The 14,795-nt window shown below is 63.4% G+C and carries 12 protein-coding genes; 10 read left to right on the top strand and 2 right to left on the bottom strand.

The window, feature by feature from the left end; translation table 11 throughout:
• Positions 1-137: 137 nt before the first annotated feature.
• The gene (locus tag KZJ38_RS00295) at positions 138-1,340 is read right to left on the bottom strand and encodes a retropepsin-like aspartic protease (protein WP_219798263.1); all 1,203 of its coding nucleotides are present in this window, start codon (positions 1,338-1,340) and stop codon (positions 138-140) included.
• A gap of 251 nt (positions 1,341-1,591) precedes the next feature.
• On the opposite strand from KZJ38_RS00295, the gene KZJ38_RS00290 reads away from it, so the two are divergent.
• Positions 1,592-3,529, top strand: coding sequence for a clostripain-related cysteine peptidase (locus KZJ38_RS00290; RefSeq protein ID WP_219798262.1), 1,938 nt, complete (start codon positions 1,592-1,594; stop codon positions 3,527-3,529).
• A gap of 53 nt (positions 3,530-3,582) precedes the next feature.
• Here KZJ38_RS00290 and KZJ38_RS00285 read toward each other — a convergent pair whose 3' ends face one another.
• Positions 3,583-5,151: a methyl-accepting chemotaxis protein gene (locus KZJ38_RS00285; protein ID WP_219798261.1), complete on the bottom strand. Its 1,569-nt coding sequence runs from the start codon at positions 5,149-5,151 to the stop codon at positions 3,583-3,585.
• A 409-nt stretch (positions 5,152-5,560) separates the two neighbouring features.
• Here KZJ38_RS00285 and KZJ38_RS00280 point away from each other — a divergent pair, with 409 nt between their 5' ends.
• The 9 genes from KZJ38_RS00280 to KZJ38_RS00245 all read left to right on the top strand — a co-directional run bounded on the left by KZJ38_RS00280 (position 5,561) and on the right by KZJ38_RS00245 (position 14,773).
• Complete coding sequence (locus KZJ38_RS00280) at positions 5,561-6,667, top strand: OpgC domain-containing protein (protein ID WP_219798260.1); 1,107 nt, start codon at positions 5,561-5,563, stop codon at positions 6,665-6,667.
• A 45-nt stretch (positions 6,668-6,712) separates the two neighbouring features.
• Positions 6,713-6,844: a hypothetical protein gene (locus tag KZJ38_RS36840; protein ID WP_281425800.1), complete on the top strand. Its 132-nt coding sequence runs from the start codon at positions 6,713-6,715 to the stop codon at positions 6,842-6,844.
• 53 nt (positions 6,845-6,897) lie between these two features.
• Positions 6,898-8,541: a tannase/feruloyl esterase family alpha/beta hydrolase gene (locus KZJ38_RS00275; RefSeq protein WP_219800042.1), complete on the top strand. Its 1,644-nt coding sequence runs from the start codon at positions 6,898-6,900 to the stop codon at positions 8,539-8,541.
• A 299-nt stretch (positions 8,542-8,840) separates the two neighbouring features.
• A complete protein-coding gene (locus KZJ38_RS00270) occupies positions 8,841-9,704 on the top strand; it encodes an STAS domain-containing protein (protein WP_219798259.1) in 864 nt (287 codons plus the stop codon).
• Positions 9,705-9,715: 11 nt separating this feature from the next.
• On the top strand, positions 9,716-10,072 hold the full coding sequence (locus KZJ38_RS00265; RefSeq protein WP_219798258.1) for an STAS domain-containing protein: 357 nt from the start codon (positions 9,716-9,718) through the stop codon (positions 10,070-10,072).
• Between the two features lie 19 nt (positions 10,073-10,091).
• A complete protein-coding gene (locus KZJ38_RS00260) occupies positions 10,092-10,517 on the top strand; it encodes an anti-sigma regulatory factor (protein ID WP_219798257.1) in 426 nt (141 codons plus the stop codon).
• Positions 10,502-11,743, top strand: coding sequence for an ATP-binding SpoIIE family protein phosphatase (locus KZJ38_RS00255; RefSeq protein WP_219798256.1), 1,242 nt, complete (start codon positions 10,502-10,504; stop codon positions 11,741-11,743). The genes KZJ38_RS00260 and KZJ38_RS00255 overlap by 16 nt, the downstream gene beginning before the upstream one ends.
• A complete protein-coding gene (locus KZJ38_RS00250; protein ID WP_219798255.1) occupies positions 11,709-13,205 on the top strand; it encodes a sensor histidine kinase in 1,497 nt (498 codons plus the stop codon). The genes KZJ38_RS00255 and KZJ38_RS00250 overlap by 35 nt, the downstream gene beginning before the upstream one ends.
• Positions 13,202-14,773: a response regulator gene (locus KZJ38_RS00245; protein ID WP_219798254.1), complete on the top strand. Its 1,572-nt coding sequence runs from the start codon at positions 13,202-13,204 to the stop codon at positions 14,771-14,773. Before KZJ38_RS00250 ends, KZJ38_RS00245 begins: the two co-directional genes overlap by 4 nt.
• Positions 14,774-14,795 lie beyond the last annotated feature (22 nt).

Below are 14,795 nucleotides of genomic sequence, written 5' to 3'. Positions count from 1 at the left end.
TGCGACGGGTTGCCGTTGCGATAGCGATATCGGTATCACAGGCGAAGCCTTCGTTGCAGGACGCACCTCGCCGCCCCGCGCCGGTCAACCGAACGCCAAACGCGCGGGCCCGAATCTCCGCATCGGATTTCGGCCCGTCAAAGCTCGATTGTCTTTTTCTCGCCGCTTCGATCGATCAGGATCGTCAGTTTGCCTTTGGGCGCAATACCGACGTCCTCGCGCAGTTCTTCAATGTCCGCGGGGAGCACCTTTCGTCCGTTGACCTCGAGCAAGACGTCACCGGGTTTCAGCCCATACCCGGACACATCGCCCATGCTGCTGTCACCAATTTCGATGCGTCCATCGACGTAAATCAGCGGGATATAGCGCAATGGCTGATGGTCGTCGCGCGTAAAGTTCTTCGCGTTGTAGCAGAAGACCATCTCGGCGGGGACCAGTGCATAACTGTCGAAACGTGACAAAAAACCCATGCCCAGGTTGTTCAGTCCACCCGCGCTTTCGAGCACGCGGAGGCGTCCCACGGGCATGCCGCTGATACTGAGACCGTCGACGAGATATTCACTTGCATGATGCGTACCGTTAGCAGTCGCCATGCTGGCTTCACCAATTTGCTCGATGTTGCTGCCGTTCTTGTGAAGCGCGTCAAGCAGGTCGAGCGGCGCCAGAGAATCGGTTAGCCCCGTGTCGATCCGGAACGGAGCCCAATTGGCATTCTTGAGACCGATCTGAATTTCCGGCGGCTGACCATACTCGTCCCGATAGGGAACGCATTGCTGGTAACCCGCAGTGGAAGGTACATCCGCCAGCACCGTAAGCGTCCGTTTGACGTTGTCCACTTGCCAGCTCAGCTGACGGAAGACGTCCGTCCCGAGTATGCCGTCGATGCGTCTACCGGTCGCCCTGGTCAACAGCGACAGGTCCAGCCCCAACCACGGCGTGGCGCTTCGGAGCGCATGGTCGCCGATGTCGATCCGCAGAGGGCGCCAGAATTTCACATCATCCTTGTGAAGCGTGCCGCCAGGCGTGCTTGCGCCTTCGGCAAGACTCTGATGAAGGCGGGCGGGAATTTCGTGGTCCGGGGCGCGTTGGGTCATTGCCGCGGCAACCTGATTGTCAACGATCGTATAGGCGGAACCCGTGTCGAGCAGGAATTGATACGTTTTGCCCGCGATCGTCACCGGAACGGTCACCGAATATTTGGAGATCGACGTAGTCAGCACCGGTTGAGGCGATGAAGACGCGGTGGATGGCGAAGACGATGTATCTGATTTATCTGTGCAGGCTGCAATCGTCAGCGTGACGGCGATCAACAGCGTTGTTTTTCTCAATACCTGAATCATTAGTTTCGTTAATGAACAAAGAGGCGCGATTTTCGATGTGCCCCGCACGCCACGGCTATCGGACGAGTCCGAACCTCATCAGCCACGTTGCGTTGATGCACGTCCCGAGCCGGTGCTAAACAACCGGTCAAATGGAAATAATGTGTGGAGCGCTCTCGGATTTAGGAATACTCCCAACCCGACATACACCACTGGCTGATAAGAATTTCCCCTCGGAACAATTAGGGTTCCGTATTTCATCGGGGGCACCTTTGAAACGAAAAAAATGGCCGGGCTGGTTTTTCGCTCTATTGCTCGCATGCCTGCCCGCCGTATACGGGGTCTGGCATAGCTGGAGTACCGCGCAGGACACTGACGCGAAGCCGTCGAAGCAAGCCGCCACCACGCTTATGATCTACATGCTGGGATCGGATCTTGAATCGACCTCGGGAGCGGCCACGGCAAGCCTTAAGCAGATGCTGGCTGCGACCCATTCGAATGACGTGAACGTGGTGATTACCACGGGCGGTTCCAACAAAGCCGATGCAAACGATCCTGTAACCGACTGGCGTACCGTGCGGCGGTATGCGCTGCGCGACGGGAAGCTGCAGTTGCTTGCCGATATCGGCAAGCAGAACATGGTGGATTCGCGCACGCTCGCGAACTTTATCGTTTGGGCGAAGGGGGCGTTTCCTGCAGCAAAATACCGCCTCGTCTTCTGGAACCACGGTGGCGGCTATAACGGCTTCGGGGCGGACGAACTGTTCGACCGGTACCAAACGATGACCTTGCCGGAAATTCAGGCGGCACTCAAAAGCGCGCGTGACAAGACCGGTGTCCACTTCGATCTGATCGGCTTCGATGCCTGCCTGATGGCGCACGCGGAAGTCGCGTATGCGCTGATGCCGTACGCCGACTATCTGGCGGGATCCGAGGAACTCGAGCCCGGCGCCGGATGGAACTATCAGACCGTGCTGTCCGAACTGTCCAGAAACCCGACGATGAGCGCCATGCAACTCGGACGAGTCATCACGGACAGCTACCTCGCGTTCCAGAAAGAGAATAACGAAGCATACCGGGCCGCGGGCGGAAACTCGCACGAGGACCTGTTCGTCACGTTCTCCATAGTGGATCTGAAGCGTATGGACGAGGTGGCCGATGCAGTGCGGACGTTCGCGAATGCGCTATCGCAGTACGTAAGACAGTCCACCGATAACTGGATGCGAGTGGCCGTTCAACGCGCAATGACGGCCAGCTTCGGCGCCGAGACGACGTCCGATAACGCAAGCCTCGACATTACCGACCTGGGCGCGTTCGCCGACGGTCTCGCCGAAAACGACATTCTTCCGGAAGCGAGCCGGCTCGTGTCGGCCGCTGTGCGTCAGGCGGTCGTTTATCGAGGCAATGGTCCGCTGGCCGCGTCGGCCTCCGGGCTCAGCATCTATTTCCCGTCGCGACAGTTCGATATGACGAACTTCGACACAACCTACGCGAATATCGACTTCCCGAGCGAATACAAGTCGATGCTGAAAACGTACGTCAAATACGCAAAGGAGGTGCCTCAGGTGTTTGTGGTCGACGTGAGCCGGTCCACCGCCACCCATCTCAATGCCGCAGTCCGGAGCAACTTCGGCGTCAAGGAAGCGATGCTGGCCGTCCTGATGCCCACCGACGTGCCCCATCAGTTGCGCGCTGCGATGCTCGAGCCGCTCGACGTAGACGCCAATGAGCGCAACTACGGTCTGTCGGCGAGTCTGGACACCGGTTGGCCTGTGCTTAACGGGCACGCCGTCAACATGCGGCAAATTTCGATGGAGTCGCGCCGCAATGAGTCCGGCGAGGATGTGAAGGTCGCGACTTACATCGTGCCGGCGCAAATCAACGACAAGCGTGTCAGCCTTCTCTTCGAGAAGACGGTTGGCGACGATCGCTACTCGTTTGTCGCGGCGGTGGACGATAAGGACGGTCCGCTTGCGGAGCGCATACGAAACGTCGTTCACCCGAAAGACATCATTACGCTTGAGAGCTATGTCTACGACGTCAACGCAAACGACTTCATCGGCATGCTGGTATCTGAAGAAAAATTCCCCGCCGGCGAGCTGCAGCTCACCACGGCTTCAATCGGCACCAATGGGAACGAGTTGCGCCTGATCACGGGTAACTACGTCGGTTCGTTCGAGCTCTCCGCCCCCCTCCGCGTCGACTTCTAGATCGCACGCAATGCCGCCCGATGAATCGTGTCGGGCGCGCGGGATTGCGTAAGCTAAACGCCAGCCCCCACCGTAAACACCGCAACCGACCCGCTCAACCGCGTCGCCTGCTCATCAAGCGACCCCGACGCCGCCGCAGCCTGCTCAACAAGCGACGCGTTCTGCTGCGTCACTTCATCGATCTGACTGACCGCCTGATTCACCTGCTCGATGCCGCGCCCCTGCTCGTCCGACGCATTCGCAATCTCACCGATGATCGCCGCGACCTGCCGGATGGCCTGCTGCACCTGCGCCGTCGTGCGGCCCACTTCTTCGGCCTGGCTCGAGCCCGAGCGGATCGTCGCGACCGAGCGTCCGATCAGCTCCTTGATCTCTTTCGCTGCCGCCGACGAACGTTGCGCAAGGCTGCGCACCTCCGATGCGACAACCGCGAAGCCGCGGCCCTGCTCGCCGGCGCGCGCCGCTTCGACAGCCGCATTGAGCGCGAGGATGTTGGTCTGAAACGCGATGCCTTCGATCAGCGACGTGATCTCGCCGATTTTCGTGGAGCTCGACGAGATTTCACTCATCGTGCCGACCATGCGCTCGACCGACTGGCTGCCTTCATCCGAGATGCGCGACGTGCCAAGCGCAAGCGAACTCGCCTCTTTCGCGTTGTCCGCGTTCTGCTGCACGGTCGCCGTCAGTTGTGCGAGGCTTGCCGCCGTCTGCTGCAGCGAGACGGCTTGTTCCTCGGTGCGCGTCGACAGATCGAGATTGCCCGCGGCAATCTGCTTCGACGCAATGCCGACCGCGTCGCTCGAGCGCCGCACTTCGGCGATCACGTCGGCCATATGCTTGAGCAACCGGTTTAGTGCCGTGGCCGTATGCCCGATTTCATCCATGCGCTCGACGCGCGCCTCTTGCGACAGGTCGAGCGACTCGCTGATCTTCTGCAGCGTATCGCGCAGCTGGCCGAGCCCGTTGCCGATCAGCCGGTACAAATGCGTGCCGAACGCGCCGGTCGCGATGAGCGCGGCCGCGACGATGGCGATCATCCAGCCGAACACCGTTTTGAACTGCGCAGCGTTTTCATCGCGAATCGCCTGGCTGCGCTCGATGTCGTAATCGAGGTGATCGTGCAGGCCTTTGTCGAGTGTCAGCGCGGCCGTATGCACGGCGCCGCCGTCGTGCAGCATCGCGAGCGCTCCGTCGCGGTCGCCCGCGCGCAGCTTGTCGAAGAACTGGTCACGCGCGCTGCGGTACGCAGCGATATGTGCGCGATCCGCGTCGAGCATTTTTGCCGCTTGCGCGTCGCCAGCAACGTAAGTGGAACCTAAGGCGGCAGCATACGCGGCGATATCGCCATCGAAGCGCTTGTCGGCATCGGCGATCAACGCAACGATCGCGGCGCGGCTCGCGTCGTCGATGCCGTCCACGACATACCGGTACGCATTGAGGCGCATATCGGCGACGTCGCCGAGCGCCATCGAGATCGATTTGAGCCCGGGAATCGTGTGCGTCTCGAGGCCGTCGAGGCGCTGATTCGATGCATAGAGCTGGGCGAGGCCGTAGCCGCCGACGAACACGAGCGCGAAGAGCGCCACGCCCAAGGTAATCACGAGCCGTCGAACGATGGTCATAGGAGGCATTCGATCCAGTCGCGGGCACGTATCACGCATCGGTCACTCAATGGTCACTCGTCAATCACTCAGGACGCCGCACCCGATACCCGCCCTGACGACCGTATTGACGGATACGCCGCAGCCAACTTGAGCGCTTTCGCGCGAAATACCGTCATTAAGCAACCCGAACTTCGCGAGGCTGGCCACCACTTCGTACGCCATTTCTGCCGCGTCTTTCCACGCACGCCGCAGCATAAGCTTTCAAAACGCCTGTCGTTGCCCGTCATCTCGCGTGCACGGATCCATGCGGATATTTCATTCTGTCAGCCGGAATTGTTCTCTCCAGCAACCAGTTGCGAATCGGTTTAGCCTGACTTGTACGCTCGGCACTTCCCTGTAACCAGCGGCCCTCCCCCCGAGACTTCCCATGCCTGCCCGTCGAGGACGCTCGATCGAAGTGGATTTCTTTCGCGGCGTCGTGCTGATTGTCATCGTGCTGGATCACATACCCGGCAGCGTGCTGTCGCATTTAATGCTGCACTCTTATGCGTTATGCGATTCCGCCGAAGTGTTCGTCTGCCTCGGCGGCTATGCGTCCGCGGCCGCCTACGATGCGGTGCTCGACAAACGCGGCCGGAGCGCCGCGCGCAAGCGATTTTTCAGGCGTGGCTACGAGATTTACCGCGCATATCTGCTGACGGCGCTGCTCACCTTGCTGTCGGGCGCTGTACTCGCGCTCTTTCATCTGAACCGGCCGATGGTCGAGTTGACCGGCTGGCCGTCGTTTTCGGCGGCGCCGCTGCGTGAGACATTCGACATCGCGGTGCTGCGCCAGCAGCCGTATCTGTCGAGCGTGCTGCCGATGTATGTGCTGTTTCCGTTGACCGTGCCGTTCATGGTGCCGCTCGCGCGGCGCTCGGCAGGCGCGGCACTTGCTGTGAGCCTGGTCGTCTGGCTTGCCGCGCGGCCACTTGCGGCATTGCTGCGCATCGACGATGTCGGCGATTGGGCTTTCAATCCGTTTGCATGGCAATTGATGTTCGTGCTCGGTATCCTGTGTCGTGTGCGGCCCGCTAGCGACGGCTTTGTCGGATCGGGGGCGGGACGGTGGCTCACGCGCGTCGCGCTCGCAACCGCTGTCGGCTTCGCGATCGTCAAGCTGTTTATCCTGACGCAGCCGCTGCCCGGTCACCTGAAACAGAATCTATCGGTTGAACGCGTGATCAATTTCATTGCGATTGCCTGGCTTGCAGTCTGGCTCGTCCGAAACGGTTTCATCGCGCAGCTCGCGCAGCGCTTGCCCGGTATCGTCAATGTCGGGCAGCTGGGGCTCGTCTGCTTCGTTGGCGGCACGGTGATTTCGCTGGTCGTCGATACGGCGACACCGCGCGCGTTGCATGGCGTCGCGCATGGCCTTGCGGCGCTCGCCGGCGATCTCGTCGCGATCGTTGCGGTGCTGATGCTCGCGCGCATCTGGCGCGACTGGTCGGGGCGTCTTTCGCGGCGCCCGGCGGTGCGCGGAGCCGACGTGTGACGCGGATGCATCCGGCAAGCCTTCGGGCGGCGCGCGCGCCTGCTTGTGCCGAAGTTCGTGCCGGAGTTCGTGCAGGAGTTTGTGCCGAAGCTCGTGCCGCTCGTGCTGCCGTTTCTCATGTCGCCGGTAGTATTTCCGCGGCTCATCGCTGCGTTCGCGCCCTCGCATGGCTGGTGATATTCATCTCCGGCGTGCAAGGATGCGCGGCGCAACAGCCGCTCGCCCCGCCGATGCCCGCGGCTTCGGTTCCTCCCGCATCGAAGCTGCACTGCTCGACGCTGACCAATATCACGCTGCCACCGAAAGCGATCGGCTTGCCGACCAACGGCGTGCATGTCGATTCCGCGACGCTGATTCCGGCAAGCGCCGCGGGCAACGAAGCGGGCGACTATTGCCGCATCACCGGCAGCATCAAGGCGCTCAAATCCGCGACGCCCGATATCCGCTTCGATCTGAACCTGCCGCGCAACTGGAATGGCCGCGCGCTGCAACTGGGCGGCGGTGGATACAACGGCGTGGTGGTGAGCGGCCTCGGCACGATGCCATTTTCACCCGAGCACGCGCCGCTCGCGCAAGGCTATGCGACCTTCGGCGACGATTCGGGACATGTGGGCAACTCGTCGCTCGCGGTGTTCGGCCTGATCGACGAGGCGGTGATCAACTTCGGCTACGCGCACCTGAAAAAGACGCACGATGCGGCGCTTGTGCTGATCCGGCTCGCGTACGGACGCGGGCCCGACAAGATGTACTTCGCCGGCGGCTCGACAGGCGGCCGCGAAGGCTACACGGTGATGCAGCGCTATCCCGACGACTACGACGGCGTGATTGCCGATTCGCCCGCGCTGAACTTCACCGGCGTGCGGCTCGTCGGCATCAAGATCGGCGAAGCCGAGTACGCGACGCCGGGCGGCTACGTGCCGCCGACTCTACTTGAGCGCGTCTACGAGCGCTCGATGGCGATCTGCGACAGGCTCGATGGCGCAGCCGACGGCATCGTCAGCGACGTGCCCGCGTGCCGCAAACGCGAAGCCGAAATCATCGACGCGCTGCGCTGCAGGTCCGCGGCTTCTGCGGGGGCCGGCAAGACGAGCAGGTCCGCCCGGTCCAACGGCTCCCCTGCAATCGCCCCCCAAACTGAGCAGGAGGACAAATGTCTGACCAACACGCAGCTCGCGACGCTCTTCGCACTACGCGACGGCTTGACGCTGCCGTACCACCTCGCATGGGACGTCACTGGCTACCATGGCTATAACGTCTTTCAGGGCACGCGCCTGACCGGCGGACTCGGGCTTGGGCGCGACGCTTCGCGCGAGCAGTCGCCGACCTTCGCGGCGAACGGCTATCTGTTCACGCAAGGCGACGGCTATCTGCGCTACTTCGTTACGCAGGACGCGGCATACGATTCGCTGACCTTCGACGTGCTGCATCCGGGCCGCTATCAGTCGCAACTCGTCGAGCTGTCGGAGACGATCGGTGCGATGAATACCGACCTGTCGCGCTACATCGCGCGCGGCGGCAAGGTGATCACGCTGCAAGGTCTCGCCGACGAAGTGATCAGCCCGAACCAGACCATCGCATATCGCGATGCGCTCGTCGCGCGCTTCGGGCAGGCCAGCGTCGATTCGTTCATGCGGCTCTATATGGTGCCCGGCTATCAGCATGGCAGCGGCGTGTTCGTGCCGTCCGTCGATCTGCTCACCGCGCTCGACGACTGGGTCACGCATGGCGTCGCACCTGAAACGCTGACAGCCACCGATATCTCCGCGGCCACTAACGGTCGCACGCGGCCGTTATGCCGCTATCCGCTCTTTCCGCGTTACACCGGCAAGGGCGATATGAATCGCGCGAGCAGCTTCATCTGTTCGTCGACCTGAACACGTCTTCGCCCGCAAACGTACAAGCACGCACCAGCACGCACAAGCAGCAGCAGCGCAAAAACACGCATCGTCCATCGCCTGCAATTGCAGTTGTACGTGCTCGCGCACGCGCAACTGCGTAACCGTGTCATGCTCAAGCGGCGCTTCGCTGTGTAATATTGGTTGCTCGCGCAATCGCTTGCTGCATAAGGCTGCGGCGGGTGTGCGATTCGGTAATGTTTGCGCCGCAGAGTGCGCGCAAACGATTTGCGCGAAAGCAAATCAAGCAATACTTACTTGTTGTCACCGGAGAGTCCATGAATAAACCGAAAGGCGCCGCACTGATCGAAGTGCTGACGCGGCACCGCGATTCGCTGCTGACCGACTGGTTGAACCAGCATCTGTCCATCGCGCTGCGTCGCGGCCTGACGACCGAAGCGGACATGGCGGATCAGTTCCGCAATTTCCTGAACGTGTTCATCGATACGCTTTCGAGCGCGGACACGTTCGATGCGAGTCGCCCCGAGTGGGAGCCCGTGCGTGCATTTCTCGCGGAGATCTCCGCGCATCGCGCGCGGCAGGGCTTCACGCCTGCTGAAACCGCGACCTTTGTGTTTTCGCTGAAGCAGCCGCTCTATACGCGCCTGCGCAGCGAGTTGAGCGATAACGCGGTGGAGCTCGCCGATACGAGCTGGACCGTGAACCTGCTACTCGACTCGCTTGGCCTCTACACCACCGAGGTATTCCAGCGCAGTCGCGAAGCGATCATTCTTCGTCAGCAGGAAGAGCTGCTCGAACTGTCGACGCCGGTCGTGCAGCTGTGGGAAGGCATCCTCGCGCTCCCGCTGATCGGCACGCTCGATTCGGCACGCACGCAGGTCGTGATGGAAAGCATGCTGCAGAAAATCGTCGAGACCGGCGCGTCGATCGCGATCATCGACATTACCGGTGTGCCGACCGTCGATACGCTCGTCGCGCAGCATCTGTTGAAGACGGTCGCGGCTGCGCGGCTGATGGGCGCCGACTGCATCATCAGCGGCATTCGCCCGCAGATCGCGCAGACCATCGTGCATCTCGGCGTCGATCTGACCAACGTCACCACGAAATCCACGCTCGCCGATGCGTTCGTCGTTGCGCTGCAGCGCAGCGGCTCGAGCATTGCGGCGCGCGGCGCGAACTAAGGCGCCCCGCCATGGACCGTATTCCAATTCTGCGGATGGGGGACTGCCTGATCGTCGCGATTCAGGTGGACATGCACGACCGCCTCGCGCTCGCGCTGCAGGACGATCTCACTGCGCGCATCGTGAAGGATCGCGCGAAGGGCGTGCTGATCGACATTTCCGCACTCGATATCGTCGATTCGTTTATTGGCAGGATGATCAGCAACACCGCGGCGATGGCGACCGTGCTCGATGCGCAGACGGTGGTCGTCGGCATGCAGCCGTCGGTGGCGATCACGCTCGTCGAACTTGGGCTCACGCTGACCGGCGTGCGCACCGCGCTCAATGTCGAGCGCGGCATGGCGCTGCTGCAGCAGCGCCAACGTTGACGACGGAAGGACCGCACTTATGGATCCAACCGGCGTCACGGTGTTATCGGCAATGGAGGTCGGCCTGCGCTCGGACCAGGAAATCGTCCGGCTGCGGCAGCTCGTGCGCGACCAGGCGATCTCGCAAGGCTTCTCGCTCGTCGACCAGACCAAATTCGTCACGGCCGCCAGCGAGCTGGCACGCAATACGCTGATCTATGGCGGCGGCGGCGACGCGCATATGAGCGTGCTCATGAACGGCACGCGCAAAGGACTGCGCATCAGCTTTATCGACAAGGGAGCCGGTATCCCTGACATCGAGCGGGCGCTGCAGGATGGTTTTACAAGCGGTTCGGGTCTCGGCCTCGGGCTCGGCGGCGCGCGGCGCCTGTCCGACGAGTTCGAGATCCTCTCCGAACCGGGCAAGGGCACGACGGTCACGATCACGAAATGGAAACATCGTTAAGCGGTTTGCGAGGGATGCATGCGTCGTTCGAGATCGCCGACGCAAGCAGCGTCGCGTTCGCGCGCCGCGGCGCGATCGATGCCGCGCAGAAATGCGCGCTCAACGAGACCGATTCAGGGCGGCTTGCGCTGATCGTCACCGAAGCGACCACCAATATCCTGAAGCACGCGCAGCACGGCGAACTGCTCGTGCGCGAGTTGCCGCCACAGGGTGCAGCGAGCGGCGCGCATACTGCTTCGGGCGGCGTCGAAGTGCTTGCGCTCGACCGCGGCCCGGGTATCGCGGACGTACGCCGCGCATTCGATGACGGCCGCTCGACGGCTGGCACGCCCGGCACGGGTCTCGGCGCGATCCGGCGGCTCTCCGACGAGATGTCGATCTATTCGCAGCCGGGTCTGGGCACGATCGTGCGCGCGATCGTGCGCGCGGGGGGCGCCGCCCGAACCGGCGCGGGCCTCGCCGAGGCGCGCACGCCGTCCGGCAGCGCGAGCCGCGCCGTTTCTGGCATGGATATCGGCGGCCTGTGTGTGCCGTATCCGGGCGAAAAGGTCTGCGGCGACGCATGGGGTATCGAACCCGATCAGCACGGCCTGACCGTGACGGTGGCCGACGGCCTCGGGCACGGTCCCGATGCGCACGTGGCCTCGGCGGGCGCGATTGCGGCGGTGCACCGCCGCGCGGGCCGGCCGCCGGCTGCGCTGATGCAGTACGCGCACGATGCGCTGCGCTCGACGCGCGGCGCCGCGGTCGCCATCGCGCGCATCGATCTCGCGCGCTCGGTGCTGTCGTTTTCGGGAACCGGCAACATCTCCGCCGCGGTGTCGGGTGCGAGCCGCCCGGCGCTCATCTCGGGACAGTTCGGGCATAGGCCGTCCGGCGCCGCGTCCGCTCAGGGTGATCGAACCAGCGAACGCGACAGCGGGCGCAATAGCTGGCAACTCACGTCGCGCAACGGCATCGTCGGTCACACGATGCGCGATGCACAGGAATTCGAAGTGCCGTGGACACGCGATGCCATGCTGATCCTGCACTCGGACGGCATCGGCACGCGCTGGGATCTGTCCGCTTATCCCGGCCTGCAACTGCAGCCTTCAGTGATGATCGCAGCCGTGCTCTATCGCGACTTTGCGCGCGGGCGCGACGATGCGACCGTCGTAGTGATCAAAGCGGACCAGGGAGTACATTTCACGCATGGCAACCCAGCAGATACTGCGAATCCGGCTTGAAGCCGAAGAGGACGTGGTCGCCGCACGCCGCCGGGCGCGCGCCATCGCGGACGGTTTGGGTTTTTCGCCGCTCGATCAGACGCGCATTGCAAGCGCGGTATCCGAAATCGCGCGCAATGCCTTCGAGTATGCCGGCGCGGGCGAAGTGATTTTCGCGTTCGACACGAATGCGAAGCCGCAGGCGTTTGTCATCGATGTGCGCGATCGCGGGCCCGGCATTCGCGATCTCGAGTCGGTGCTCGACGGCACTTACCGCTCGCCGACCGGCATGGGTCGCGGCATCGCGGGCAGCCGCCGGCTGATGGATCGCTGCACGATCGATTCGTCGCCGCAAACGGGCACGACGGTATCGATGGCGCGCATGCTGCCGCCGGAGCGCGCGGAAATCGCGCCGGCCAGGCTCGACGCGATCGTCAAGGCCTTGTTGCAGGCGCCGCTGCGGACCGGCGCGAACGCCGGGTCGTACGATTCGCACGAATCGCTCGACGAAGTGCAGCAGCAGAACCGCGAGCTGCTGTCGACGCTGACCGAACTGCGCGACCGCCAGGAAGAACTGACCCGGCTTACACAGGAGCTCGAAGCGACCAATCGCGGCGTGGTCGCGCTGTACGCGGAACTCGACGAGCGTGCCGACGAGCTGCGCCGCGCGGACACCTTGAAAACGCGCTTCCTGTCGAACATGAGCCATGAGCTGCGCACGCCGCTGAGCTCGATTCGCGCGCTGTCGAACCTGCTGCTGAACCGGCTCGACGGAGAGTTGACCGAGGAGCAGGAACGTCAAGTGCTACTGATCCGCAGATCGGCCGAAGATCTGACCGAGATCGTCAACGATCTGCTCGATCTGGCGAAGATCGAGGCGGGCAGAACCGATGTGCTGCCGACATCGTTCAAGCCGTCCGGACTCTTTGCGGCGCTGCGCACGATGCTGACGCCGCTCCTGACCGATCCTGCGGTGCGGCTGATTTTCGAGAACACGGAAGGGCTGCCGGCGATCTTCACCGACGAAGCCAAGCTCACGCAGATCCTGCGTAACTTCGTCTCTAACGCGCTCAAATTTACCGAGCGCGGCGAGATACGTGTGGGCGCGCGCATCGAACCGGACGGCGAGCACATTACGTTTACCGTGGCCGATACGGGTATCGGCATAGCGGAGGAGCACCAGCAAGTGATATTCGAGGAATTCGGGCAAGTGCAAAGCCATTTGCAGCAGCGCGTGAAGGGCACCGGCCTCGGCTTGCCGCTGTGCCGCAAGCTCGCGGCGCTGCTTGGCGGCTATGTGGGCGTCGAGAGCAGGTTCGGCGTCGGCTCGACTTTCTACGCGACGGTGCCGGTGCGGCTCGTGCTCGCGAGCGACGCGGCGGCGCAACTCGCGGCGGGAAGCGGCGCCGATCGTGCAGGCGCCGGTGCTGCAGGTGCGGCAGGCGTCGATGCCGCAGTCGCGGCACGCGGAGACCGCGCATGACATCTCCGGTCCCCCTGATTCTGAACGTCGACGACAACGACGGCGCTCGCTATGCGAAAACGCGCGTGCTCGTGCATGCCGGCTTCGAGGTCATCGAAGCGGCGAGCGGTCAGGGCGCGCTCGACCAGGTGCGTTCGCGCGGGCCCGCGCTCGTGCTGCTTGACGTGAAGCTGCCCGATATCAACGGCATCGAGGTGTGCTCGCGCATCAAGCGCGATCCGCAGACGCGCTCGACGCTCGTGCTGCAGACCTCGGCCGCTGCGGTGCAGTCGCTCGACAAGGTCCGCGCGCTCGACGGCGGCGCCGATAGTTACCTGACCGAGCCGATCGAGCCGGCCGAACTGGTCGCGAACGTGCGCGCGCTGTTGCGGCTGCACCGCGCCGAAGAAGCGTTGCGCGACGCGGACCGCCGCAAGGACCAGTTCCTCGCGACGCTCGCGCACGAGCTGCGCAATCCGCTCGCGCCGATCCGCAACGCGGTCGAGCTGATGGACCCGAAATATCACGCGGCCGAACCGGTTGTGCGTGACGCGCGGATGATCGCGCGCCGCCAGGTCGAGCATCTGAGCCGGCTCGTCGACGATCTGCTCGATGTGTCGCGGATCACGCATGGCAAGATCGCGCTGCGCATGGAAACCGTCGATATCGCGTCGGCGGTCGCCACTGCAGTCGAAACGAATCAGCCCGCGATCGAGCGCAAGCATCACACGCTGAGCGTGGACATCCCCGAATTGCCGTGCGTGATTCGCGGCGATCCGATTCGCGTGGCGCAGGTGATCGGCAATCTGCTGTCGAACGCGGCGAAGTACACGCCCGATGGCGGCTCGATCGAACTCCGCGTGCGGGTGGCGGAAGGCGCGGTCGCGATCAGCGTGGCCGACAACGGCATCGGCATTCCGCCCGAAGAACTCGCCGACGTGTTCAATCTGTTCATGCAGTCGGCCGATTCGCTCGCGCGCTCGGAGGGCGGCCTGGGCATCGGGCTGTCGCTCGCGCGCACGCTGACCGAGCTGCACGGCGGCACGATCGAAGCGCGCTCGGAAGGCATCGGCAAGGGCTGCGAATTCGTCGTGCAACTGCCGCTCGCGATGACGCCCGAATATGCGGCCGCGGCGGCCGCGAAACAGGCATCGGCAACCGCCGCGCCGCAGTCGAAGCGGCGCGTGATGATCGTCGACGATAGCGTCGACGGCGCGGAATCGATGTCGGTGCTGCTCGAAATGCTCGGCCACGAAGTGCGCGTCCTCTACGACGGCGCGTCGGCCATATCAGCCGCGCCTGATTTCAAGCCGGAAGTGGTGATTCTCGATATCGGCCTGCCGGACCTCGACGGCTATCACGTGGCGCGCGCATTGCGCTCGCAGCCGGAGAGCGCGGGCGCGCTGCTGATCGCGCTAACCGGTTATGGACAGGAAAGCGACCGGCAGCGCACGCGCGCGGCGGGCTTCGATCATCACCTTGTCAAGCCGGCCTCGCTCGAAGACGTCGAGCGCGTGATCGCGACCGACGGCGAGAACGGACAGCCGCGCAATCCGGGCGTCGAATTGCGCACGGACGCCACGGGATAAACGGCTGCGCCGGGAGTACGCA

The organism is Paraburkholderia edwinii (genome assembly GCF_019428685.1).
Classification (GTDB): domain Bacteria; phylum Pseudomonadota; class Gammaproteobacteria; order Burkholderiales; family Burkholderiaceae; genus Paraburkholderia; species Paraburkholderia edwinii.
The sequence above is the reverse complement of the archived record's forward strand: the minus strand, read 5'-3'. Positions and strand labels throughout refer to the sequence as shown.

Bases quoted from the DNA above. Each gene is read 5' to 3' on its own strand.
- KZJ38_RS00265 (WP_219798258.1), top strand. From the start codon at position 9,716: ATGGACCGTATTCCAATTCTGCGGATGGGGGACTGCCTGATCGTCGCG.
- KZJ38_RS00245 (WP_219798254.1), top strand. From the start codon at position 13,202: ATGACATCTCCGGTCCCCCTGATTCTGAACGTCGACGACAACGACGGC.
- KZJ38_RS00295 (WP_219798263.1), bottom strand. From the start codon at position 1,340: ATGATTCAGGTATTGAGAAAAACAACGCTGTTGATCGCCGTCACGCTG.
- KZJ38_RS00285 (WP_219798261.1), bottom strand. From the start codon at position 5,151: ATGACCATCGTTCGACGGCTCGTGATTACCTTGGGCGTGGCGCTCTTC.
- KZJ38_RS00260 (WP_219798257.1), top strand. From the start codon at position 10,092: ATGGATCCAACCGGCGTCACGGTGTTATCGGCAATGGAGGTCGGCCTG.
- KZJ38_RS00275 (WP_219800042.1), top strand. From the start codon at position 6,898: ATGCCCGCGGCTTCGGTTCCTCCCGCATCGAAGCTGCACTGCTCGACG.
- KZJ38_RS00270 (WP_219798259.1), top strand. From the start codon at position 8,841: ATGAATAAACCGAAAGGCGCCGCACTGATCGAAGTGCTGACGCGGCAC.
- KZJ38_RS00250 (WP_219798255.1), top strand. From the start codon at position 11,709: ATGGCAACCCAGCAGATACTGCGAATCCGGCTTGAAGCCGAAGAGGAC.
- KZJ38_RS00255 (WP_219798256.1), top strand. From the start codon at position 10,502: ATGGAAACATCGTTAAGCGGTTTGCGAGGGATGCATGCGTCGTTCGAG.
- KZJ38_RS00280 (WP_219798260.1), top strand. From the start codon at position 5,561: ATGCCTGCCCGTCGAGGACGCTCGATCGAAGTGGATTTCTTTCGCGGC.